Annotated in this window: 21 protein-coding genes; 7 read left to right on the top strand and 14 right to left on the bottom strand. The window is 64.1% G+C overall.

Annotation, left to right across the window (positions count from 1 at the left end):
• Nucleotides 1-45: 45 nt before the first annotated feature.
• The 3 genes from ACYG97_RS05270 to ACYG97_RS05260 form a co-directional block, all read right to left on the bottom strand.
• Entirely contained in the window at nucleotides 46-525 is a 480-nt protein-coding gene (locus tag ACYG97_RS05270) for a DUF3828 domain-containing protein (protein ID WP_023734227.1), read from the bottom strand.
• Between the two features lie 92 nt (nucleotides 526-617).
• Nucleotides 618-2,267: an ABC transporter substrate-binding protein gene (locus tag ACYG97_RS05265; RefSeq protein WP_023734228.1), complete on the bottom strand. Its 1,650-nt coding sequence runs from the start codon at nucleotides 2,265-2,267 to the stop codon at nucleotides 618-620.
• 62 nt (nucleotides 2,268-2,329) lie between these two features.
• Nucleotides 2,330-3,880 carry a trimethylamine methyltransferase family protein gene (locus ACYG97_RS05260; protein WP_023734229.1) on the bottom strand — a complete coding sequence of 517 codons (1,551 nt, stop codon included), beginning with the start codon at nucleotides 3,878-3,880 and terminating at the stop codon, nucleotides 2,330-2,332.
• 89 nt (nucleotides 3,881-3,969) lie between these two features.
• On the opposite strand from ACYG97_RS05260, the gene ACYG97_RS05255 reads away from it, so the two are divergent.
• Nucleotides 3,970-4,872: a LysR substrate-binding domain-containing protein gene (locus tag ACYG97_RS05255; protein WP_023724843.1), complete on the top strand. Its 903-nt coding sequence runs from the start codon at nucleotides 3,970-3,972 to the stop codon at nucleotides 4,870-4,872.
• Nucleotides 4,873-5,146: 274 nt separating this feature from the next.
• A complete protein-coding gene (gene mutL, locus ACYG97_RS05250) occupies nucleotides 5,147-7,000 on the top strand; it encodes a DNA mismatch repair endonuclease MutL (RefSeq protein ID WP_023734230.1) in 1,854 nt (617 codons plus the stop codon).
• Between the two features lie 25 nt (nucleotides 7,001-7,025).
• On the opposite strand, the gene ACYG97_RS05245 is transcribed toward mutL, so the two are convergent.
• Nucleotides 7,026-7,787: a hypothetical protein gene (locus tag ACYG97_RS05245; RefSeq protein ID WP_023734231.1), complete on the bottom strand. Its 762-nt coding sequence runs from the start codon at nucleotides 7,785-7,787 to the stop codon at nucleotides 7,026-7,028.
• A gap of 107 nt (nucleotides 7,788-7,894) precedes the next feature.
• Nucleotides 7,895-8,788 carry a DMT family transporter gene (locus tag ACYG97_RS05240; protein ID WP_023734232.1) on the bottom strand — a complete coding sequence of 298 codons (894 nt, stop codon included), beginning with the start codon at nucleotides 8,786-8,788 and terminating at the stop codon, nucleotides 7,895-7,897.
• 91 nt (nucleotides 8,789-8,879) lie between these two features.
• On the opposite strand from ACYG97_RS05240, the gene ACYG97_RS05235 reads away from it, so the two are divergent.
• Complete coding sequence (locus tag ACYG97_RS05235) at nucleotides 8,880-9,806, top strand: LysR substrate-binding domain-containing protein (RefSeq protein WP_023734233.1); 927 nt, start codon at nucleotides 8,880-8,882, stop codon at nucleotides 9,804-9,806.
• 17 nt (nucleotides 9,807-9,823) lie between these two features.
• On the opposite strand, the gene ACYG97_RS05230 is transcribed toward ACYG97_RS05235, so the two are convergent.
• Entirely contained in the window at nucleotides 9,824-10,423 is a 600-nt protein-coding gene (locus ACYG97_RS05230) for a hypothetical protein (protein ID WP_023734234.1), read from the bottom strand.
• Nucleotides 10,424-10,535: 112 nt separating this feature from the next.
• Here ACYG97_RS05230 and ACYG97_RS05225 point away from each other — a divergent pair, with 112 nt between their 5' ends.
• Complete coding sequence (locus tag ACYG97_RS05225) at nucleotides 10,536-10,769, top strand: DUF2093 domain-containing protein (protein ID WP_023694434.1); 234 nt, start codon at nucleotides 10,536-10,538, stop codon at nucleotides 10,767-10,769.
• 60 nt (nucleotides 10,770-10,829) lie between these two features.
• Here the strand turns inward: ACYG97_RS05225 and ACYG97_RS05220 are convergent, their stop codons facing one another.
• From ACYG97_RS05220 to epmA, 8 genes are all read right to left on the bottom strand, one after another.
• Nucleotides 10,830-11,312 carry a hypothetical protein gene (locus ACYG97_RS05220; RefSeq protein WP_156933234.1) on the bottom strand — a complete coding sequence of 161 codons (483 nt, stop codon included), beginning with the start codon at nucleotides 11,310-11,312 and terminating at the stop codon, nucleotides 10,830-10,832.
• Nucleotides 11,313-11,401: 89 nt separating this feature from the next.
• Entirely contained in the window at nucleotides 11,402-12,430 is a 1,029-nt protein-coding gene (gene lpxK / locus ACYG97_RS05215; protein ID WP_023734236.1) for a tetraacyldisaccharide 4'-kinase, read from the bottom strand.
• Complete coding sequence (gene waaA / locus ACYG97_RS05210) at nucleotides 12,431-13,747, bottom strand: lipid IV(A) 3-deoxy-D-manno-octulosonic acid transferase (protein WP_023689593.1); 1,317 nt, start codon at nucleotides 13,745-13,747, stop codon at nucleotides 12,431-12,433.
• A complete protein-coding gene (locus ACYG97_RS05205) occupies nucleotides 13,744-14,532 on the bottom strand; it encodes a lysophospholipid acyltransferase family protein (protein WP_023682942.1) in 789 nt (262 codons plus the stop codon). The genes waaA and ACYG97_RS05205 overlap by 4 nt, the downstream gene beginning before the upstream one ends.
• Nucleotides 14,533-14,537: 5 nt before the next feature.
• Nucleotides 14,538-14,783, bottom strand: a complete 246-nt coding sequence (locus ACYG97_RS05200; RefSeq protein WP_023682943.1) for a DUF4170 domain-containing protein — start codon at nucleotides 14,781-14,783, stop codon at nucleotides 14,538-14,540.
• Nucleotides 14,784-14,851: 68 nt separating this feature from the next.
• The gene (locus ACYG97_RS05195; protein WP_023712781.1) at nucleotides 14,852-15,658 is read right to left on the bottom strand and encodes a 3'(2'),5'-bisphosphate nucleotidase CysQ; all 807 of its coding nucleotides are present in this window, start codon (nucleotides 15,656-15,658) and stop codon (nucleotides 14,852-14,854) included.
• Nucleotides 15,645-16,988, bottom strand: a complete 1,344-nt coding sequence (locus ACYG97_RS05190) for a TldD/PmbA family protein (RefSeq protein ID WP_023712780.1) — start codon at nucleotides 16,986-16,988, stop codon at nucleotides 15,645-15,647. The genes ACYG97_RS05195 and ACYG97_RS05190 overlap by 14 nt, the downstream gene beginning before the upstream one ends.
• Nucleotides 16,989-17,190: 202 nt before the next feature.
• Nucleotides 17,191-18,237 (bottom strand): EF-P lysine aminoacylase EpmA, encoded by a 1,047-nt coding sequence (gene epmA, locus ACYG97_RS05185; protein ID WP_023712779.1) that lies wholly within the window; start codon nucleotides 18,235-18,237, stop codon nucleotides 17,191-17,193.
• A 129-nt stretch (nucleotides 18,238-18,366) separates the two neighbouring features.
• Between epmA and efp the strand changes: the two genes are divergently transcribed.
• From efp to ACYG97_RS05170, 3 genes are all read left to right on the top strand, one after another.
• On the top strand, nucleotides 18,367-18,936 hold the full coding sequence (efp, locus tag ACYG97_RS05180) for an elongation factor P (RefSeq protein ID WP_023682947.1): 570 nt from the start codon (nucleotides 18,367-18,369) through the stop codon (nucleotides 18,934-18,936).
• Between the two features lie 89 nt (nucleotides 18,937-19,025).
• Nucleotides 19,026-20,486 (top strand): phospholipase D-like domain-containing protein, encoded by a 1,461-nt coding sequence (locus tag ACYG97_RS05175; RefSeq protein ID WP_023712778.1) that lies wholly within the window; start codon nucleotides 19,026-19,028, stop codon nucleotides 20,484-20,486.
• An 81-nt stretch (nucleotides 20,487-20,567) separates the two neighbouring features.
• The gene (locus tag ACYG97_RS05170) at nucleotides 20,568-21,368 is read left to right on the top strand and encodes an endonuclease/exonuclease/phosphatase family protein (RefSeq protein ID WP_023671569.1); all 801 of its coding nucleotides are present in this window, start codon (nucleotides 20,568-20,570) and stop codon (nucleotides 21,366-21,368) included.
• Nucleotide 21,369: the final 1 nt, after the last annotated feature.

The following is a 21,369-nucleotide window of genomic DNA, read 5'->3' as shown; positions in this document are numbered from 1 at the left end:
TGCCAATATGCTGGCGAGCCGCGACGCCGGAACAGCGCGTCGGGATCACTCCGGCGCTTTGTCGGGCATGCATTCCAGCGCGCTCAGCGTCCAGCTGCTGGTCTTGGAGGTAATGTCGGCGACCTTCCATTTGCCGTCGATTTTCTTCAGCGACCACAGCATTTCGCGTTTGGAATCATCGCCTTCCGCAAAAAGGCTGAAGGTGGCGGTGACTTCGGCCGTATCGCCATTGACGGTCTCGGCCAGCTTCAATGTCTTGGCAATCGACTTCTGGTCGAAATCCTGGGCGTCAAGGCCGGGATCGAAGTCGAGGCAGGCGACTTCGTCGGGCTTGTTCTTCGTTGCCTGGTCGTTGAGATCGAACAGCTTGGTCACCGGCTCGGTGAAGCGGTCGCGGTTCTTTGCGTCTCCCTCGAATTTCACTTCAGGCACATAAAAGAACTTGACGGCGTTGGAAGCCGGCCCGGCCAGCACTGTCGCTGGCAAGGCAATAGAAAAGACAGCGGCAAGCACTATCGGTTTCATGCAGGATCTCCGGACGTTTGGCGGCAAGGTGCAATACCAGACATCCTGCATATCGGTTTTTTTGCGGCTCATGAAGCCCCGGCTGCACCGTCTCAGCCATCAAGCCAGACGTTCTGCAGGTCCATCTCGAAGGTCTGGTGGACGCCGTAGTTCTTCACCTTCTTGTTCATGTGGCTGTAGAGCTTCTGCCAGAAGGGTTGAATGATGACGCCGGAATCCTGCAGGATCTGCTCGACATCCTTCATCACCTCACGCCGCTTCTCCACATCGATCAGCGACAGCGCCTGCTTCAGCTTGGCGTCGAAGTCCGGGTTGGAATAGGCCGATTCATTCCAGGCTTCGCCGGTGCGATAGCCAAGCGCCAGCACCTGGACGCCAAGCGGGCGCATGTACCAGATGGTCATCGAATAGGGATACTTCGTCCAGTCGTTCCAGAAGGTCGAGCCCGGCAGCACCGTGCGCTTCACCTTGATGCCGGCGTCGCGCAGCTGGCCCGCAATCGCGTCGCCGGTGTTCTTCTGCCAATCGTCCTCGACGGTGATCAGCTCGTGCTCGAAATCGGCCTGCCCTGCGTCCGCCATCAGCTTCTTGGCGCCGGCCGCGTCGCGCGTCTTCTTGGGCAGCGCGAAATATTCAGGATGGATAGGGCTGACATGGTGGTTTTCACCGACCGTCCCTCGCCCGGCATAGCCGAGTTCCAGCACCGCATTGTTGTCGACCGCCATCTGCAGCGCGTTGCGCACCCGCTGGTCGTCATAGGGCTTGTGGGTAACGTTCGTGCGGGCAACCAGCGTGGTTGCCGTCGCAACCTCGGACTTCTCCAGCCCCATCTTATCCAGGATGTCGATGAAGTCGGCCGGCGTCTCGAAATTGAGGTCTATCTCGCCGGATTCGAAGGCGTTGATCGAAGCGTTGAAGTCGGTGCCGTAGTCGATGAACTCGACGCTGTCGAGCGGCGCTTCACCACCCCACCACTTGCCGTTTTCACGACGCTTGACCACCGCCTTCTGGCCGACATCGTAGGAGACCAGTTCGAACGGGCCCGTGCCGATCGGCTTCTTGACCGGGTCGGCGCCTTCGGCGTCGAAATTGCGGTGGACGACGAGCGCGGGATAATCGGTGAGGTTCGGGATCAGCGAAATGTCGGGCGCGCTGAGCGTCAGCTTGACCGTATTGTCGTCGACCTTGGCGATCGCGCCTTCCCTAGCCTTGCCCGACTTTTCGTCGATCAGCCCGCCGACGCGAGCGGCCATGGAGTTGCCGGCGACCTTCTTCTCGCACCAGCGGGTAACATTGAAGACCACGTCATCGGCGTTGAAAGCATCGCCATTGTTCCAGGTGATGCCCTTGCGCACATGCAACGTGTATTCCGTGGCGTCGTCATTGATGTCCCAGCTTTCGAGCAGCACTGGCTCGAAGGTGAATTCCCTGGTGTAGCGGACCAGCGGCTCCAGCCAGCAGCGCGAGATGTTGGCGAGTTCCACCCAGTCATAGGTGCGCGGATCTTTTTGGGCCTTGACCGACATCGATATGTGCAGCGTGCCGCCCTTCTTCGGCTCCTCGGCAAAAGCCTGTCCCGGCGCGGCAAGGCCGATCATGCCGTAGGCCAGCGCCGTCGATGCGCCGAACGCACTTGCCAATGCTAGAAACTCGCGCCGGTCCATGCGGCCAGCACGCGTCTCTTGCGCCAGCGCCTCGATGGCGGTTGGCACGCGATCGCCATTGCTTTTGAAAAGTGTCATGTCTTTCTCCCTTGCGGTTCCCATCGGGTCTTCGCCCGTTTATCAACTCATTCGTCGTTCTCTTAGCTAACGCTGTCGGGCAGCCTCTCTTCGCGCTGCGCGATAAAGTCCCTGAGGCCCTCGGCAATGCCCTCATCGAGCTTCGGCTCTTCATAGTCGGCCAGCATGTTGCGGGCTTTCTCGCGGCCGCGCGTATCGTGATCCTTCGCCCCTCCGGCCTTCCATTGTTCGTAGGAGTTGAAATCCATGATGGTGGGCATGAAGAATGCCGACTCGTAATGATCGAGCGTGTGCTGGGTGCCGAGGAAATGGCCCTGCGGCCCGACCTCGCGGATCGCCGCCATGGCCTCCTTGAAGTCGTCGAACGGCAGGCCGCCGGCATATTTGTACCAGCCGACAAGCTGCTCGCAGTCGGTGGCGAATTTCGAATAGCCGCAGGTCAGCCCGGCCTCCAACCAGCCGGCGGAGTGCCAGATATAATTGGCGCCGGCGAGGATGGCGGCATGCATCAGCATGTTGGATTCATAGCCGGCCTGGGCGTCGTTGAGCTTGGAGCCGACATGGAAGCCGGAGGTTCGCCAGGGCAGTTTGTATTTCCGGGCCAGCGCGCCCATCAGATACATCATCTGGGCGGCTTCCGGCGTGCCGCCCATCGGCGCGCCGGTCTTCATGTCGACCGTCACCATGAACTGGCCGTAGATTTGCGGCGAACCCGGGCGCAGCAGTTGGGTGAAAGCGACGCCGGCCAGTGCTTCGGCATTGACCTGCGCCACCGCGCCGACGGCCGAGGCCGAAGTCGATGCGCCGCACAGCGCAAAGGGAGCCAGGATCAGCGGCTGATTGCTGCGCGCATAGACCTTCATCGCGTCCAGCATGGTGGCGTCCCACACCAGCGGCGAGTTGCAGTTGGTAATCGACACCAGCACCGGGTTGTCGCGAACGAAATCTTCGCCAAAGACGATGCCCGCCATCGCCATCGTGTCTTCGGCGCGGTCTTTGGAAGTAACGATGCCCATGAACGGCTTGTCGGAATGCTTCAGCGCCGAATGGATGATGTGGAGATGCCGTTTCGGCACCGCGATCTCCATCGGCTCGCAGATGATCGAACTCGACGAATGCAGAGCCGGGGCCATGTAGGCGAGCTTGTGAAAATTGTTGAGGTCTTCAAGCGTGCCATAACGCCGGTTGTTGTCGAGGTCGCGCACGTAAGGCGCGCCATACATCGGCGCGAAGATGGAGTTCTTGCCGCCGACGCGCACGGTGCGCTCGGGATTGCGCGCATTGAGAGTGAACTCGGATGGAACCTTCGCGACCAGTTCCATCAGGAGGCCGCGGTCGATGCGGACGCGTGTCTCGGACACGTCGGCGCCCGCCGCCTTCCACATGGCGATCGCCTCGTCGTCGCGGAACTCGCAACCGACCTCTTCGAGGATAGCGAGTGACTCCTGGTGGATCAGTTCCATCGCCTCGTCCGGGACCATCTGGTAGGTGGGGATCTCGCGGACCAGCGTCGGGAACGAGGCGACGGGGGCGCTCCTCAGCGCCTTGCGTCCGAGGCGACCGCCGCCGCGGCGGTGGGTTTGCTCGGTCAGTTCAGCGGCCGGTGCGTTCATGAAGCCTCCTCATTCCGTCCAACCAAGTTAGCGAGAGGAAATATGGATGTGATGCTGGAAAATCCTGATCTCTTGTATAAGCTCAACTTATGCGAAGCCTGCGCCATCTCCTACCCTCGGCCGGCAGCCTGATCGTCTTCGAGGCGGCGGGCCGGCTGTCGAGCTTCACTGCCGCCGGGCGCGAGCTCGGCATGACGCAGGCCGCCGTCTCCTATGCGGTGCGCGGGTTGGAGGAACAGCTTGGCGCGCAGTTGTTCCAGCGCCGCCACCGCCAGGTCGTCCTGACAGAAGCGGGCGAACGCTTCCATGCTGACGTCTCGCTCGGCCTGTCGCATATCCGCAAATCGGCGGAGGATCTGCGCCTGCAGGCGACCGGCGGTCATGTCACGCTGGCGGCGTCGACCGCCTTCGGCTCGTTCTGGATGATGCCGCGGCTGCAGCAGTTCCGCGACGAACTGCCGGGCATCGACTTGCGCATCCAGACCGCCGACCGTGATCTCGACATCATCGCCGAGGGCATCCCGCTCGCAGTTCGCGGCGGCGAACCGCGCGACTGGGCCGATTATCACTCGCTGCCGCTGGCCGACGAGGAGATTTTTCCGGTGGTTGGCGCCAGCTATCTCGCGAAATTCGGCATGCCAAGGAGCGTCGCGGAGCTGGCGACGCATCGCCTGATCCACCTCGAGGAGCCCTACCGCGAGGCGGCTAGCTGGGACGAATGGTTCCAGTCGGCGGGCGGCAGCCTCGACAACACCGCGCGCGGCCTGCGCATCAACGATTACGGCCTCGTGATCCAGGGCGTCATGGAAGGCCAGGGCATCGCGCTTGGCTGGCGGCATCTGGCCGAACGGCTCCTGGCGTCGGGGCTGCTGGTGCCGGTGACCGATCATGTGCTGAAGACCGGCAAGGCGTTCTATGTGGTTTGGCCTAAGAACCGTGAGCTGAGCGAGAATGCGCGGAAAGTCAGGGACTGGCTGGCAACGCAGGCTTGAAATCGGTTGCAGCGTAGTCACTATCGCGGAGTTCCTTCACACCCCCCTCTGTCCTGCCGGACATCTCCCCCGCAAGGGGGGAGATTGGCAGTTCATATGTCGCGTCACCCTTCAAGCATTGGAGATTGGCGAAAGCCGTCGTGACATCTGATCTCCCTCCTTGCGGGGGAGATGGCCGGCAGGCCAGAGGGGGGTGCTGTCCCGCTGGCGTCTCCAATGTCCGGCATTCATTGAAGCCTTCCGCACACCCTTCGAATCCGCCTATAATACCCCCATGCCCATTCGCCAGCTTTCCGAAACGATGATCAACCAGATCGCCGCCGGCGAAGTCATCGAGCGTCCGGCGAGCGTGGTGAAGGAACTGGTCGAAAACGCGCTCGACGCCGGCGCCTCCCGCGTCGAGGTCGTCACTGCCGGCGGCGGGCTGAACCTGATCCGCGTCACCGATGACGGCTCCGGTATCCCCGAACAGGAACTGGCGCTGGCCATTGCGCGCCACTGCACCTCGAAACTAGCCGACAACATTCATGATATCCGCTCGCTCGGGTTCCGTGGCGAGGCATTGCCGTCAATTGGTTCGGTGTCGCGACTGTCGGTTCGCTCGCGCACGGCCGCAGGCGACGCTGCAGCCGAGATCGCCATCGAAGGCGGCCGCGTTTCGGCGGTCAAACCGGCGGCGGCCAACCGCGGCACCACGGTCGAGGTGCGCGACCTGTTCTTCGCCACGCCGGCCCGGCTCAAGTTCATGAAGGGCGAGCGCGCCGAAAGCTCCGCCACCAGCGACGTGCTCAAGCGCATCGCCATCGCCTTCCCCGCCGTGCGCTTCACGCTGGCCGGCTCGGACCGCTCGACGCTGGAATTGCCGGCGACCGATGACAGTACCGAGGGCAGCCTGCGCCGCGTCGCTCAGGCGATGGGCGCCGAGTTTCCCGACAATTCCATCGCTATCGACGCCAGCCGGGACGGCGTGCACCTGACCGGCCACGTCTCGATCCCGTCCTTCACCCGCGCCAACGCGCTACAGCAATATGCCTATGTCAACGGCCGGCCAGTGCGCGACAAGCTGATTGCCGGCGCCATTCGCGGCGCTTTCGCCGATGTGCTGCCGCGCGACCGGCACGCGGTGACCGTGCTGTTCCTGACGCTCGATCCGGCGACCGTCGACGTCAACGTCCACCCAGCCAAGGCCGATGTGCGCTTTCGCGACCCCGGCCTGGTGCGCGGGCTGATCGTCGGCGCCATTCGCGAGGCGCTGGCCAATGCCGGCATCCGCGCCGCCACCAGCGGGGCCGCCGGGATGGTGGCGGCGTTCCGGCCGGGAGCCGCCTCCTACGCCCATGCGGGTCCTGCCAACGGTCATCGCAGTTATGACGCGGCCTACCGGGCCTCGGGCTTTTCGGGCTTTGACCGCTCGCCACAGCGGCCGCTGGATATGGGATTTGACGGCGCCGGCTTCCGCGAAAACGACCAGGCTGCATTCGACGCCGGTCCGCTCGCCAGCGCCGATGCGCGTGCCGGCTTAGCCGAGCCGGCCGAGACGCTGCTCGGCACCGCGCTGGGCGCCGCCCGCGCGCAGGTCCACGAGAACTACATCGTCGCCCAGACCAGGGATTCGCTTGTCATCGTCGACCAGCACGCGGCGCATGAGCGGCTGGTCTACGAGGCGCTGAAGAATGCCCTGCACTCGCGCGCGGTGCCCTCGCAGATGCTGCTTTTGCCGGAGATCGTCGACCTGCCGGAAGAAGACGCCGAGCGGCTGGCCATGCATTCGGAGACACTTGCCCGGTTCGGTCTCGGCATCGAGCGCTTCGGCCCCGGTGCGGTGGCGGTGCGCGAGACGCCGTCCATGCTCGGCGAAACCAATGTCCAGCAATTGGTGCGCGACCTTGCCGATGAGATCGCCGACAACGATACCGTCGAGACGCTGAAAGAGCGGCTGGACAAGATCGCCGCCACCATGGCCTGCCATGGCTCGGTGCGCTCCGGCCGGCTGCTCAAGGCCGAGGAGATGAACGCACTGCTGCGACAGATGGAGGCGACTCCCGCCTCCGGCACCTGCAACCACGGCCGCCCGACCTATATCGAACTCAAGCTCGCCGATATCGAGCGGTTGTTCGGAAGGCGGTGAGCACAAGCCAGGTCAGGCCACACGCTCAATTCACCAACAGGCGATAATCCTTGAACCTATGAGAGAAAACGTAATCCCTTGAGTAACCGGCGCCACCGCCGCGAAAATTCACGGAGATTATCTCGAAGCTTCCCCCAACCTGTTTTTGAACATTCATGTAGATGGGAGTCATCAGCATGCCGGCATCGCAATCGTCGTCATCGAAAACGATCTCCTGAACGACCTTCTTTTTCTTCTTGTCGATGACCCGCAGCTTACTCATGCAGACGAGAAAGCCGGCTTTCTCGTAGTCCCCGGCAAATCTGTGGGTGGCTGTCTGCGCCCAGAAGGGGATCTCGACGGTCCCGTCAACCTTCGCCTCACCGGTATCGTCGAGGCTTGCGACCTTCTTCAGCACGATCGGGAACTTGTCCAGGCCTCTGTTCCAGGTCCCCGTTGCGCCGCTTTCGCCAAGGTCGAGAGAAAACGGACATCGGGCGGTGTCGACCGGCGTTTTCGATCCAATGACCAGGACCCGGTCGAATTCCTTGTCGTCCGCAATCTCGCAAAGGGAGACGCTGGTACCGGTGATCTTGCCGTACACCGCTATCGGGCTTTGCTTCGCGTCGTAGAAATAGCTTCCTTCGACCGTAATCCCGCTGCCGAAACTGTCATATCTCTGCAGTGACAGATGGACTGGATTAGGCCCGATGGACCCTTCGTAGTTTTCGACCTGGTACCAGCCAGCGAAGGCTTTCCCGGTCAGCAGCAAAACGCAAAAGATTGCCGATATGAACAGTTTTCCCATTCCATCCCCCAGCCAGGCAACTCACCATAACGGTCCTTCCTCCGGGTGTCTGCATGCTGGGGATACGGCTCCCGGTTTGAGTCCGGAAACGGTTCCAACTTTTTGTTTTAACGCTTCAAATTCACCACGATCACACCGCCGAGCGCCAGCGCGCCGCCGAGGAGACCGAGCAGTGTCGGCACTTCGCCCAGCCAGAAGAAACCGATCAGGGCAGACATGGGCGAGACCAGATAAAGGAAGTTCGAGGCACGGGCGGCCGGGAGACGCGACAGAGCGGTTGCCCAGGCGGCATAGGCGATCAGGCTGGGCACGATGCCAAGAAAGATCACGGCGCCGATCCCGGCCGTGTTGGCGACCGCTGCCTGCGCAAAGCCGCTTGGCAAAAAGGGCGCCAGGCAAAGTGCGCCAAGGATCATGTTCGAGGCCGAAATGGTCAGCGGGTGATGGCGGGCAAAGAGCGGCTTCTGGACGATCGTGTTGACGGCCGAGCACAGCGCGGAGCCAAGAACCAGCAGCGCGCCGGTGTCGAAACTCAAGCCATTGCCGTCGGCGACCGCAATGATGCCGATGCCGGCGAAAGAAATGGCCGTGCCAAACCAGGCCCACGTTGAGAAACGCTCGCCCAGCAATGCCATTGCCATGATGGCGGTGAAGATCGGGCTGACATTGATGATGAAACCGGCGGCGCCAGCCGACACGGTCAGTTCGCCGTAATTAAGCATGACGGTGTAGAGCGCGACGAAAATGGCGCCGCCAAAGCCGAGGCGCCACACTTCATCGAGCCTCGGCAGTGCCGGGCGCTTGACGGCAAGAAAGATCGCCGCCGGCACCGCGGCAATGGCAAAGCGCAGCGAACCGAGTTCCAGCGGCCCGAAGGCGGCGAGACCCGCACGAATCGCTGGAAAGGCCGATGCCCAGCCGACCACCGTCAGAGCCACGGCGATGGCTGCCGTGGTGTCCATCCGCTGTGTCTGATTCGATGTGCCGGTTACTGCGCTCATTCCACTGTCCTCGCGTTTTTCAGTCATGAACCGCAGAAAGCGCCTTTTCGGCGCCGTTGACAAACGATCAAATCGAGGATCACCTGTGACTATGGATCACAGCTCAGACACAATGGTGCCGCTCGAGACACTGCGTGCTTTCGATGCGGCGGCGCGCACGGGGAGCTTTTCGGCCGCGGCCGAGAAGCTCAACATCACCCATGGCGCCGTCAGCCGGCAGATCGCCAAGCTGGAGGACTGGCTGGGCCTGAAAGTGTTCGACCGCGGGGCCCGCGGCGTCTCGCTGACCATCGAGGGCAACCGCCTGCATCTGCGCACGGCGGAAGCCTTTGCGCTGATCTCCAGTCATTCCGACCGCTGGGTCGAGCCGCGCGGCACCGCCGTGGTGCGGCTGACCTCGATACCCTCCGTCAGCGGGCTGTGGCTGATGCCACGCATGGCGGCGCTGGAGAACAATCCAACCAAGCTGCGCATCGTGCTCGACGTCGACATCCGCCAGGCCGACCTTGCCGATGAAGGCATCGACCTGTCGGTCCGCTGCGGCCGCGGGGGCATTCCGGGCCGCATCTCGGTGAAGCTGTTCGAGGAACATGTCTTTCCCGTCGCCGCGCCCGGCCTTGCCCGCGAGATCGGCCGCGGCGACCCGGCCCGGCTGCTGAGGTTTCCACTGATCAACGATTCCGACGCTTCGGGTTGGCGTGCCTGGTTTGCCGCGCAAGGGATGGACTACCGCCCGCGCCCGCAGGATCGCCGCTTCGAGGACTACAATCTGGTGCTCGACGCCGCAGCTTACGGGCTCGGCATCGCGCTGGCGCGGCCGCCGCTGACCGGACACCAGTTGGAGGCAGGCCGCATCGTCGCCGTCGACGAGCGCACGGCGCTGAACCCGGTGTCGTACTGGCTCGACCGGCCGCTGGGGCGGCCACGCACGGCTGCCGCCGAACTTTCACGCCGTATCGCTGTCGAGGCGGGGCTGGCGATGGACAAGATGGAAGCATTCCTCGAAGCCGAGCGATAGCGGCGGTCGTTCGGTGCTCAGCGAAGCACCAGCAGGGCTAGCCCGACAATGGCGACGGCCAGAAACCCGGTTGCCAGCGCCATCAGACCGACACGCGTCTGCTGTCGGCCTTGCGGCTGGGCCGCATCATTCGGCCCAGACGTCGCCTGCTCCCGCTTCATTGGCATATCGGTGGTGGCAGCGCGGCGCTGCGGCGAAACCACGGGTGCGAGAAGCGCAAACCAAGGCAGTCCTGCGGGCTTTGCGGCAGCGCCATCTTCGGCCTTGGCCGACGGCAGCGGCAGACCGCGCCGTGTGTCGTCATTTGCCGGCGAGACCGCAACGACCCTTGTCGGCGCGACCTTGTCTGGCGCCTCGACGCCAGGTTCAGCAAGGGCCAGATAGGCTTGCAGGACCTCGGCAGAACCCGTCTGCTGCCCCTTTGCGGTGGCTGCGGACAACAGCGCCTGCAGCGCCGGCGCCGCTGCCGGCTGCAAAGGCGCGCCGGACGGCGTCGGCGGCTGCACCAGCGCCTTTATAAGTGCTGCTTTCGCCGGATCGGCCTTCGCCGACGGCAACGCTGCCAACATCATGGCCTCACGCAGCAGCGCGGTCAGGCGGGCGGATGAAATGTCCATGCCGGTCCCATAAGAATGGTTTGGAGCGACAATAGCGCCTCAGCATTGCGTCAAGCTTGACCTTGCCGGCAATTTATGGCGATGAAATCAGCATGAACCTTGGCACCACTCCATCATGAACCGCTTCGAAGGCCCCGGCGGCAAGGAAGCCCGTATCCGCTATCTCGACGGCGACTTCCAGGTCACCAGCCCCGGCGCCTTCGTGCGCTGCGCGGTGACCGGCGAGAGCATTCCGCTGGACGAGCTCAAATATTGGAGCGTCGCCAGGCAGGAGCCCTATGTCAGCGCCGCCGCCTCGCTGCGCCGCGAGATCGAGATGCATCCGGACCTGCGCAGCCGGGGTTAGATCGGCACACCGGAAAGCAAGGCTCACCGTCGATCTGATTTTCCTGGAACGCCTGCAGGACTATGGCTTTGAGGATGCCGGCGCGTTTTCGACCGAAAAGTCGAATTTATGAACAAGCCGATCTCCGACAAGCACTTTGATGGAATACGGCCCGATCGGATCACCCTCGGCCATGCACCAGCCATGCGAGATCCATCCGTCCTGCGGTTTGTAGAACATGGTGGTCTCGGAGACCCTTCGATCGCCCGATAGCTTGCTCAAGCTGTATTCGTTTCCGTCGATACCACCCCACTGCCTGGGCTCCGCGGGAAGCGCGAACACCTCGGTGACCGATACCAGTCTGTCGCCTTGCGCCAGACGTACGCGCCATTCAAAGCAGGCGCTATCGGGGATAAGCGGTACAATGTTTGAGGGCCGAACGTGGGTAGCACCGTCCGCTTCGGTGACCGAGACCAGAAATTCGCTGTCGGTCGCGGTGGGTGCCTGCGCCGAAGATGGGTTCGCTATCGCCACAAGAACAAAGCCCACAAAGAGTGCCCGCAACCTAACCATTCCACCCCCCGCGCTGAAGCCGGTCTGACTTATAATAGTGATAAGCGGCGAGAAATATCCTGTGTCAACGCGGGAGCGCCCTACCCTCGCAGCCGGCGCTGTCTCCAGGCATCCAGCGTCTCGTCGATGATGCGCTCCGGCACAGTGTCGAGTTCGAACGTGGCGTCGATCTCCAGCACGGCGAGTTCAGCGAGGAAATCGGCCGGGGCAGCGCCGTGGCGCAGCCGGGCGGCGTCCTTGGCGGTGGTGACGAGGCCCAGTCCATCGCGGCGCGCCGTTGCCGCCAGTTCCGCGAGTTCATCAGGGGCATAGAAGTGATGGTCCGGAAACGACCGGCTCAGCGCCACTTCCGCACCAGTGCCGCGCAGCGTGTCGAAGAATTTTTCGGGGTGGCCGATGCCGGCAAAGGCGAGGAACCGCCGGCCGGCGAACCGCTCCTTGGCCGCGGGCTCGGCATGCGCCTCGAAGATCGGCCGGCCGGCGCGCGCCGCTTGGCGCACGACCTGGTCGGCGGCAGCGCCCTCGCCCATCTTCAACAGCCCGTCGGTGAACACCAGTTGGTCGACGATGTTGGCTCTCAGCGGACCGCCCGGAATGACCCGGCCGTTGCCGATGCCGTAACGGGCGTCGACGACGACCAGCGCATAATCGATATGGATGCGCGCGCTCTGAAAACCGTCATCCATGATCAGGAAATCGCAACCATGGGCTTCCAGGAGCAGCTTGGCGCCGGCAGCGCGGTTGGGGCTCACCGCAACCGGCGCGTGCTCGGCCAAAAGCAGCGGCTCGTCGCCGACATGCTTGGCAGCGTCGTGACCGGCATCGACGACATGCGGCTGCGCGAACGAGCCGCCATGGCCGCGCGACAGGAATCCGGGATTGAGTTGCATGCGCCTGGCCTGCTTTGCCAGCGCGATGGCGACCGGCGTCTTGCCGCTGCCGCCGACGGTGAAGTTGCCGACGCAAAGCACTGGCGCGTCGATCTTTTCACGTACCGCCCGATGCATGCGGCGGCCGGCGACGATGCCATAGACGGCTGATAGCGGCGACAGCGCAAAGACCCGCCAGTCCGGCGCTTCCCACCAGAAAGGTGGTGCTTCCGACGCCACCTATCGCCCGTCGGCGCCCTTCAGGCGCGACTTGACGATCAATGGCTGGATATAAGGCTCGAGCGACTTCAGCGTGTGCGCCAGCGCACCGCGCATCTGGTCGACTGTGGCGGCACCGGCCGCCATCATCTCGTGGCGCGCAACTTCATTGCTCAGCAGGAAATTGACGGCGCCTGCCAGCATGTCGCGGTCGCGCACCAGCTTGGCGCCGCCGCTGTCGAGCAGGCGCTGATAGGCCTCGCGAAAATTCTGGACGTTGCGGCCGGCCAGCACAGCGGTGTCGAGCATGGCCGGCTCCAGCGGATTCTGGCCGCCTTCCGAGGTCAGCGAGCGGCCGACAAAGGCGATTTCCGTCAGCCGGAGATAAAGCCCCATCTCGCCGATCGTATCGCCGAGCAGGATATCGCTGTCGGCGGTGATCCGGTCGCCCTTGCTGCGCCGCGCCAGCTTCAGGCCCATGCCGGAAATCTGTGCGGCCAGCGCTTCGGCGCGGTCGGGATGGCGCGGGACGATGATCGTCAGCAGGCCATGGTGGCGCTTGTAGAGCGTGGCGTGGACTTCCGCCGCGACCACCTCCTCGCCGTCATGGGTCGAAATTGCCGCCCAGGTCGGGCGGCCGGCGATCTGGCGCTTCAGCGTCGCCAGCGCCCGTTCGTCGACGGGCGGCGGCAAGGTGTCGACCTTGAGGTTGCCGGACACGGTGACCGGCCGGGCGCCAAGCGCGCGAAACCGTTCGCCGTCGACATCCGACTGGGCAACGACATGTGCAAGGTTCTCGAACAGCGCCTCGGCGATGTTGGCGCGCTTCTTCCAGGATTTGAACGAACGGTCGGAGAGCCGGCCGTTGACCAGCACCTGCGGCACGTGGCGGGCGCCGAGCTCGAGGATCGTCATCGGCCATATCTCGGATTCGGCGATGATAGCCAGGTCCGGCCGCCAGTGATCGAGAAAGCGGCTGACGGCCGGCTTGAGGTCGAGCGGAACATATTGGTGGATGATGCGGTCGCCCAGCCGTTCGTCGGCAACCTGCGCCGAGGTCACTGTTCCCGTCGTCAGCACGATGTTGACACCGTAGTCGAGGATGCTTTGCACCAGCGGCACGACCGCAAGGGTCTCGCCGACGCTTGCCGCATGGATCCAGATCACCGGCCCTTCGGGGCGCGGCCGCCCGGCAACGCCGTAGCGCTCACGGCTGCGGCTGCGGTCTTCCTTGCCCTGCGATGTGCGCCAGGCGACATAGGGACCCATCAGCGGATAGGCGGCTGCACCGGCAAGGCGGTAGGCCGCCAGGAAGGCGCGCGCCCAGCCGACGCTCATGGCCTGCCGTCCACGAGCCGATAGGCCTCGGCGGTTGCGGCATTGAGCGCGGCCGTGACTTCCTGGCGCTTGCGCTCCATTTCGGCCTCGTCGGCATTGGCCGGCACGAAAACCGGCGTTCCGATGACGATCGAGGAGCGGCCGAACGGCAGGTTGATGGTGGTTTTGTCCCAGCTCCTTTCCAGCACCTTGCGGCGGCTGGTGGCGATGGCGGCAGGCATGATCGGCCGGCCGGAAAGGCGTGCCAGCAGAACGATACCAAGCCCCGCGTCGCGCGGCGTGCCGTGGGGAATGTCGGCGATCATGGCGACGTTCTTGCCGGCCACGAGTGACTTTTTCAGGGCGATGAGCGCCTTGGCGCCGCCCTTGTCGAGATGCTTCGTGCTTTCACGCCCGCCGGAGCCGCGCACCGCCTCGATGCCGAATTTTTCGATCATCAGCGCGTTGAGTTCGGCATCGGCGCTGCGCGAGACCATGGCGACCAGCGGCCGTCCCTTGGGATAATAGGCTGGGGTCAGCAGATGCTGGCCATGCCAGAGCGCGATGATGCCGGGTTCGAATTCGGCGTAGTCGCCGCCTGAAAATTTAGCCGAGCCTTCGACCACGCGGTTGGTCAGGCGCACCAGGCGGACGAACTGGGCGAGCAGGCTGACGATCATGCTCTTGACGATTCGCGACTGCGCCAACGGCTCGCGGATCTTGCGCCAGAATGTCTTCGAACTGCCGCCGCGTCTTCTTCGGACCGCGGCGCCGGTGGGCTGCCCTTTCACCGCTTCATGCTCCATCGCTGTCAACCGGCGGCCTTGCTTTCAGGGTCGAGCAGCCGGTGCAGATGGACGACGAAATAGCGCATATGGGCATTGTCCACGCTGGCTTGCGCCTTTGCCTTCCACGCGGTGTGCGCGGTTTGATAGTCCGGATAAACGCCAACGATGTCGAGCGCGTCGAGATCGCGGAACTCGGTGCCTCCCAGCTTCTTCAGCTCGCCGCCGAACACCAGGTGCAAAAGCTGTTTCTTTCCGTCTTCCGCGGCCATTTCGGTCCTTCACATATTGTGAGTTTGCGACAGGTCTAGCCCAAAGCTGCCGACTTTGGAACCTTCGATCACGCCTCCGTATCGGCAATGACGCCGGCAAGCACGGTCAGCAACTGGCCGCTGCCGGCGACCAGCGCGCCGTGACGGATGATCTCCCCGGCATAAAGCGGCGCGCGGCCATGGCCGTCGAGCACGGCGCCGCCAGCCTCGCGCAAGATGAGATCGGCGGCGGCGATATCCCAGTCATGCGCGTTGGGCTTGACGAAGGTTGCGTCGAGCGTGCCGTTGGCGACCATCGCCAGCCGGTAGGCGAGAGAGGGAATGTGCGCCGCCCGCCGCACCCGGCCCTGCCATTGCGCCGGCATCAGGTCGATCAACTGCTTCAGCCCGCCGATCTCGACCGTCTTGCCCAGGCCGCGCACGGCAATCGGCTTGCCGTTGCGGAAAGCTCCATGGCCAGGCAGCGCCCAATAGGTTTCGCCCTTGGCCGGACATTCGAGCACACCGGTGAGCGTGCGGCCATTCTCGACCACCGCGACGCTGACGCACCACGAGCGCAGACCTTCGAGGAAGCCGCGGGTGCCGTCTATGGGGTCGACGACAAAGGTGCGCCGCGCCAGAAGCCGCGCCGGATCGTCAGTCGTTTCCTCCGACAGCCAGCCATAGTCCGGCCGGGCCGCCAGCAGGGTATCGCGCAGATAGGCGTCCGCCGCGTGGTCGGCTTCGCTGACCGGCGAGGTGCCGCCCTTCATCCACACTTGCGGGTTTTTGCCGAAATAGCGCATGGCGATCGCGCCCGCCTCGCGGGCGGCGTCGCGCAGCAGATCGAGGTCTTCCGAGGCCCCGGCCGATATGACCGGGTCACGCTCCGGCAAGGGTCATTCCTTCGATCAGCAGCGTCGGTGCGGCAGTGCCGAAATCGCGGTCAAGATCGCTCGCCGGAACCATGTTGAGGAACATCGTCTTCAAATTCGAGGCGATGGTCACCTCGGCCACCGGATAGGCAAGCTCACCATTGTCGATCCAGAAGCCGGATGCGCCACGGCTGTATTCGCCGGTCACCATGTCGACGCCCTGGCCGAACACTTCAGTGACATAAAAGCCGGATTTTAGCGACCTGATCAGGTCTTCCGGCGTCCTGTCGCCCGGCTCGATGGCGAGATTGGTCGAAGACGGCGATACCGACGAGCCGCTGCGCGCGCCGCGTCCGTTGGTGGTCAGCCCCAATTCCCGCGCGGCGGACGTCGACAGGAACCAGTGCTTCAGCACGCCGTTCTCGACCATCAACAGCTTTTCGCCCTCGACGCCTTCGCCGTCGAACGGGCGCGAGGCCTGACCGCGACGCCGCAGCGGTTCGTCGGTGACGGTGATGGCAGCCGACGCAACCTGCTTGCCCATCATCTCGCGCAAAAAACTGGTCTTGCGCGCCACCGAAGCGCCGTTGATGGCGCCGGCGAGATGGCCGGCAATGCCGCGCGCGACGCGCGGATCGAACACCACGTTGACCGGACCGGTCGCCGCCTTGCGGGCGCCGAGGCGGCGCACGGCGCGCTCGCCGGCCTTGCGGCCGATCAGCTCCGGCGCGTCGAGATCGGAAAAATGCTGGTTCGAGGAGTATTCGTAGTCGCGCTCCATGCCGGTGCCCTCACCCGCAATCACGCTGGCCGAACGCGAAAAGCGCGACGCGACATAGTGGCCGACGAAGCCGTCCGACGTGGCAAGCACCAGCCCGCCGAGGCCTGCGCTGGCGCCGCTGCCGGCCGAATTGGTGACACCCTTGACTGCAAGGGCCGCTTCCTCGGCGGCAAGGGCCGCTTCCTTCAACTGATCGGCCGAAACCTCGGTGGCGTCGAACAGATCGAGGTCGCGCACCTTGCCAACCAGCAAAGCCGGATCGGCGAGACCCTGATAGGGGTCCTCGGGCGAGACTTTGGCCATGGCCACGGCGCGCTCAGCCAGCGCCTTGGGGTCCGATGCCGCCGTCGCCGAGACGCTCGCCACCCGGTTGCCGACGAAGACGCGCAGCGAGACATCGTCGCCCTCGGACGCTTCGGTGTTCTCGACCTTTCCCAGCCGCACCGACACGCCGATCGAACGGCCGCGCACGGCAACCGCGTCGGCGGCGTCGGCGCCGGCCCGCTTGGCAGCCTCGACCAGTGCCGCGACGCGGTCGGTCAATTTCGCTGCCTCTGATGTATCGGTCATGCGCGTGGTCCTGGCTGAAGCCGCGCCGGGCGGTAGCGGCTGTTGCACCATCTATTGTCCCAATGCGGCTTGTGCAATGGCGCACGGACAATTGTCCCGCTGCGGCATAGCGCCCGAGCGGAGCGCGAAAGCTATCCGCGGCGGCGGCCGCCAGAGACGCGCGGCTTGACCGGTTTGTGAGTTTAACCGAGGCCGATTTCCGTCAAGGAGTGGCGGCCGGCGTCCAGATCACGTCATCGATCCTCGTCGCGCCCGTTGCCAGCATCACCAGCCGGTCGAAGCCGAGCGCCGAGCCGCTGGCTTGCGGCATGATGGCGAGGGCGGCGAGAAAATCCTCATCCAGCGGATAGCGCTCGCCATAGACGCGCTCCTTCTCGTCCATCTCGGCGGCAAAGCGCCGGCGCTGCTCGGCCGGATCGGTCAGTTCGCCAAAAGCATTGGCGAGCTCGACGCCGCAGCAATAGAGCTCGAAGCGCTCGGCCACGCGCTGGTCCTCCGCGCTCGGCCGGGCGAGCGCCGCTTCCGAGATCGGATAGCCGTACAAGATGGTGGCCCGCCCCTGCCCCAGCACCGGTTCGACCTTCTCGACCATTACCCGGCTGAACAAATCGGCCCAGTTGTCATCGCCGGCCGTGCGCAGGCCGGCCTTGATCAGAGCATCATGGAGTGCGGCGCGGTCTGTGCCGCCATCGGCAGAAACGGTGGCAAGAAGATCGATGCCGGCGTAACGCGCAAAAGCTTCCGCCACGCTCACGCGTTCCGGCTCGGCGAACGGATCGGCCTCGCGGCCGCGAAAGCGGAAGGTTTTGGCGCCGGCCCGCTCGGCTGCCAGCTTCAGCAGTTCGGCGCAATCGGCCATCAGGCTGTCATAGGTTTCGCCGACCCGATACCATTCCAGCATGGTGAATTCGGGATGGTGCAAGGGGCCGCGCTCGCGGTTGCGCCAGACGGCGCCCAGGCTGAAGATGCGCCGCTCACCGGCGGCCAGCAGCTTCTTGCAGGCGAACTCCGGCGAGGTGTGGAGATAAAGCGGCCGGCGCGCGCCGTCGGCGCCGATCGCCTCGGTGGCGAAGGCTGAGAGATGCGCCTCGTTGCCGGGCGAAATCTGCAATGCCGCCGTCTCGACCTCGATGAAGTCCCGCTCGCCAAACCAGCCGCGCATTGCGGCAGCTATGGCGTTGCGGGCCATCAGCCGCGGCCGGCGGTCGGCGTGAACATCCGGCGTCCACCAGGGCGAAGCGCCAGTCATGGGTTTGCCGGGCAACGGAATTGCTGACAGGGCTGGCGGTTCGGGCCAAGATGCGCTACGGCGACGGCTCTCGCAGCCGATTTGCGCCGAACGATCGTTTCAGGCCAACGAAGTCTAGGATTGAAAACCGTGGTGAAGGTCATCGCCAGTTCGCTCCGTAAAGGCAATGTCGTCGACAAGGACGGCAAGCTTTACGTGATCCTCTTTGCCGAAAACATCCACCCTGGCAAGGGTACGCCGGTCACCCAGCTCGACATGCGCCGCATCTCCGACGGGGTGAAGGTTTCGGAGCGCTACCGCACCACCGAGCAGGTCGAGCGCGCCTATGTCGAGGAGCGCGAGCACACCTTCCTCTACGCCGACGCCGAGGGGTATCACTTCATGAACCCGGAAAGCTACGACCAGGTCGCGGTGCCGGAAAGCGTGGTCGGCGACATGGCGCCCTACCTGCTCGAAGGCATGGCGGTGCAGATTTCGCAGTTCAACGGCATCGCCATAGCCCTGGTGCTGCCGCAGCGCGCTACTTTCGAAGTGGTCGAGACGGAGCCGACGACCAAAGGCCAGACGGCATCCTCGTCATACAAGCCGGCCGTGCTTTCCAACGGCGTGCGCACGCTGGTGCCGCCGCACATCGCGCCGGGTACCCGCGTGGTGGTGATGACGGCTGACGGGGCCTATGTGGAGCGGGCGAAGGACTGAGGCGCGAGCGCCTCCGTCCTGGTTAATCCCTTGCCCGGTACTAATCCCCCACATTGCCTTCTGCGGCCGCTGGCTCGATAGTCCTGCCGATGTGGCAGACCTTTGTGACCTACTGGCCTCTGATCCTTGTGATCATTCCGATGCTGATGGCCGCCATCGGCATCGTCCACGCAATCATGACCAAGGAAGACGTGCGCGCCGCCACCGGCTGGGTCGGCGTGATGATCTTGTCGCCGTTCCTTGGCGCGATCATCTATGCCATTGCCGGCATCAACCGCATCCGCCGCGCCACGATCAGCGCCATGCGGCCCGTCGCCGGTGAAGCCGAGACAGCCAAACACGACCACGACATTGCGCTCGAAACACTCATCTCAGCCGAATTCGGCCAGCGCTTTGCCGGCCTGAAGACGCTAGGCGACAGGGTGGCGCGGCGCGCACTGACGTCGGCAAACGCGATCACGATCCTCAGGACCGGCGACGAAGCTTACGCAGCAATGTGCCGGGCGATAGACAGCGCACAGCGCAGCATTCTGCTCGAGACCTACATCTTCGACAATGACGAGATCGGACGACGTTTTGTGGAATCGCTGGCCGGCGCGGTCCGGCGCGGTGTGACGGTTCGCGTGCTGATCGATGCGGTCGGCGTGCGCTATTCCGTGCCCAGCATCCTTGGGACACTCCGGGAAGCCGGCGTCACCGTCGATCTGTTCAACGGCAACATCGTCATGGGCCTGAGACTTCCCTATGCGAATTTGAGGACGCACAGGAAAATCCTGATCGTCGACGGTGTGGTGGCGTTCACGGGAGGCATGAACATCCGCAAGGGATTTTCGGCCGAATTCGCCGGCAGCGCCAGTTCGGCGGATACGCATTTCCAGGTCACGGGGCCCGTCGTGGCCGACCTTTTCGCGGTTGCCGCCGAAGACTGGCGTTTTGCCGGCAACGAGGCCCTCAAGGACGAGGTCTGGCACGTGGAAAAGCCCTCGCCGCCTCCCGGTCAACCGATCCTGGTGCGGGCGGTGGCCTCGGGGCCTGACGCCAGCATCGAAACCAACCATAAATTGCTGATGGGGGCATTTTCCGTCGCCCGCAAATCGATCCGCATCATGTCGCCCTATTTCCTGCCGGACCGGGAATTTGTCAGCGCGCTGGTCACGGCGGCCCGGCGCGGCGTCGAGATCGACATCGTCGTGCCCGCGGTCAACAATCTCTTCCTGGTCGGCCGCGCCATGACGGCGCAGTACGACCAGGTGCTGAAGCACTATTGCCGCGTCTGGCGGCATGAGGGGTCGTTCGACCATTCGAAGCTGTTGTCGGTCGATGGCGTCTGGGCCTATGTCGGCTCTTCCAACCTCGACGCCCGGTCGCTGCGGCTGAATTTCGAAATCGACCTGGAGGTGCTGGATACCGGCTTTGCCGCCGAGATCGAAGGGCGCATCGGAGCGGCAATCGCTTCCGCCAAACCCGTCACACTCGCAACCTTGAAAGCGCGGCCATTTCTCATCCGGGTTTTTGACCGGTTGTTATGGCTGGGATCGCCCTATCTCTAATGCATACCGCCTCGAAGTGGTCCCGGTTGTGAGAGAACGATATGCATAGAACAAAGAATCAGGACATCGAATAGCAGGCCTATGGACATAAACGGACGCAGCCTTCCTGAAACAGTGCTCCTGTCGATCCGCGGCAGGAAAGCGCGCAAGGCGAACGCGACGCCGCGCAAGCACATTGAAGGCGCCCAGATGGTGGTCGCCTCCTACAACGTCCACAAATGCATCGGCACCGACCGCAGGTTCGACCCCGAACGGACCGCCCGCGTCATCCGCGAGATCGGCCCCGACGTCATCGCGCTGCAGGAGGCCGACAACCGCTTCGGCGATCGCGCCGGGCTGCTCGATCTTGCCCGGATCGAACACGAAACCGGGCTTGTGCCGGTGCCGGTTTCCGGAAGCGGCAAGGGCCATGGCTGGCGCGGCAATGTGCTTTTGTTCAAGCGCGGCACCGTGCGCGACGTCCATCAGATCAAGCTTCCGGGACTGGAGCCCCGCGGCGCGCTGGTTGCCGAGATCGACCTCGACGAAACGCGCACTCTGCGCGTCATCGCCGCGCATCTCGGCCTGTTGCGCCGCTCGCGTTCGGAGCAGGCCCGCGTCGTGCTCGACATCATGAGCAACCAGGATGAAAGGCCGACCCTGCTGCTCGGCGACCTCAACGAATGGCGGCTGGGCAACCGCTCGGCGCTCAAGACGCTGCACGCCACCTTTGGTTTCACGCCGGCGGCGGTGCCGACTTTTCCCTCAGGCCTGCCGGTGCTGGCGCTCGACCGGATCATGGCCAACCGGCACGGCATGGTCTCGTCGGTGGAAGCCCATGACACGCCGCTGTCGCGGGTTGCGTCGGATCATTTGCCGCTGACGGCGTTTGTCAGCCTCTAAC

Source organism: Mesorhizobium sp. W067 (genome assembly GCF_054719525.1).
This window is presented reverse-complemented; position numbering and strand designations above follow the sequence as displayed.

Excerpts from the sequence above, each read along its gene's own strand:
- ACYG97_RS05270 (WP_023734227.1), bottom strand. The coding sequence starts at position 525 with ATGAAACCGATAGTGCTTGCCGCTGTCTTTTCTATTGCCTTGCCAGCG.
- epmA (WP_023712779.1), bottom strand. The coding sequence starts at position 18,237 with ATGACTGGCGCTTCGCCCTGGTGGACGCCGGATGTTCACGCCGACCGC.
- ACYG97_RS05190 (WP_023712780.1), bottom strand. The coding sequence starts at position 16,988 with ATGACCGATACATCAGAGGCAGCGAAATTGACCGACCGCGTCGCGGCA.
- ACYG97_RS05245 (WP_023734231.1), bottom strand. The coding sequence starts at position 7,787 with ATGGGAAAACTGTTCATATCGGCAATCTTTTGCGTTTTGCTGCTGACC.
- waaA (WP_023689593.1), bottom strand. The coding sequence starts at position 13,747 with ATGAGCGTCGGCTGGGCGCGCGCCTTCCTGGCGGCCTACCGCCTTGCC.
- ACYG97_RS05170 (WP_023671569.1), top strand. The coding sequence starts at position 20,568 with ATGGACATAAACGGACGCAGCCTTCCTGAAACAGTGCTCCTGTCGATC.
- ACYG97_RS05265 (WP_023734228.1), bottom strand. The coding sequence starts at position 2,267 with ATGACACTTTTCAAAAGCAATGGCGATCGCGTGCCAACCGCCATCGAG.
- ACYG97_RS05235 (WP_023734233.1), top strand. The coding sequence starts at position 8,880 with ATGGATCACAGCTCAGACACAATGGTGCCGCTCGAGACACTGCGTGCT.
- ACYG97_RS05200 (WP_023682943.1), bottom strand. The coding sequence starts at position 14,783 with ATGGCCGCGGAAGACGGAAAGAAACAGCTTTTGCACCTGGTGTTCGGC.
- ACYG97_RS05230 (WP_023734234.1), bottom strand. The coding sequence starts at position 10,423 with ATGGACATTTCATCCGCCCGCCTGACCGCGCTGCTGCGTGAGGCCATG.
- ACYG97_RS05240 (WP_023734232.1), bottom strand. The coding sequence starts at position 8,788 with ATGAGCGCAGTAACCGGCACATCGAATCAGACACAGCGGATGGACACC.
- ACYG97_RS05205 (WP_023682942.1), bottom strand. The coding sequence starts at position 14,532 with ATGGAGCATGAAGCGGTGAAAGGGCAGCCCACCGGCGCCGCGGTCCGA.
- ACYG97_RS05255 (WP_023724843.1), top strand. The coding sequence starts at position 3,970 with ATGCGAAGCCTGCGCCATCTCCTACCCTCGGCCGGCAGCCTGATCGTC.
- mutL (WP_023734230.1), top strand. The coding sequence starts at position 5,147 with ATGCCCATTCGCCAGCTTTCCGAAACGATGATCAACCAGATCGCCGCC.
- ACYG97_RS05175 (WP_023712778.1), top strand. The coding sequence starts at position 19,026 with ATGTGGCAGACCTTTGTGACCTACTGGCCTCTGATCCTTGTGATCATT.
- ACYG97_RS05260 (WP_023734229.1), bottom strand. The coding sequence starts at position 3,880 with ATGAACGCACCGGCCGCTGAACTGACCGAGCAAACCCACCGCCGCGGC.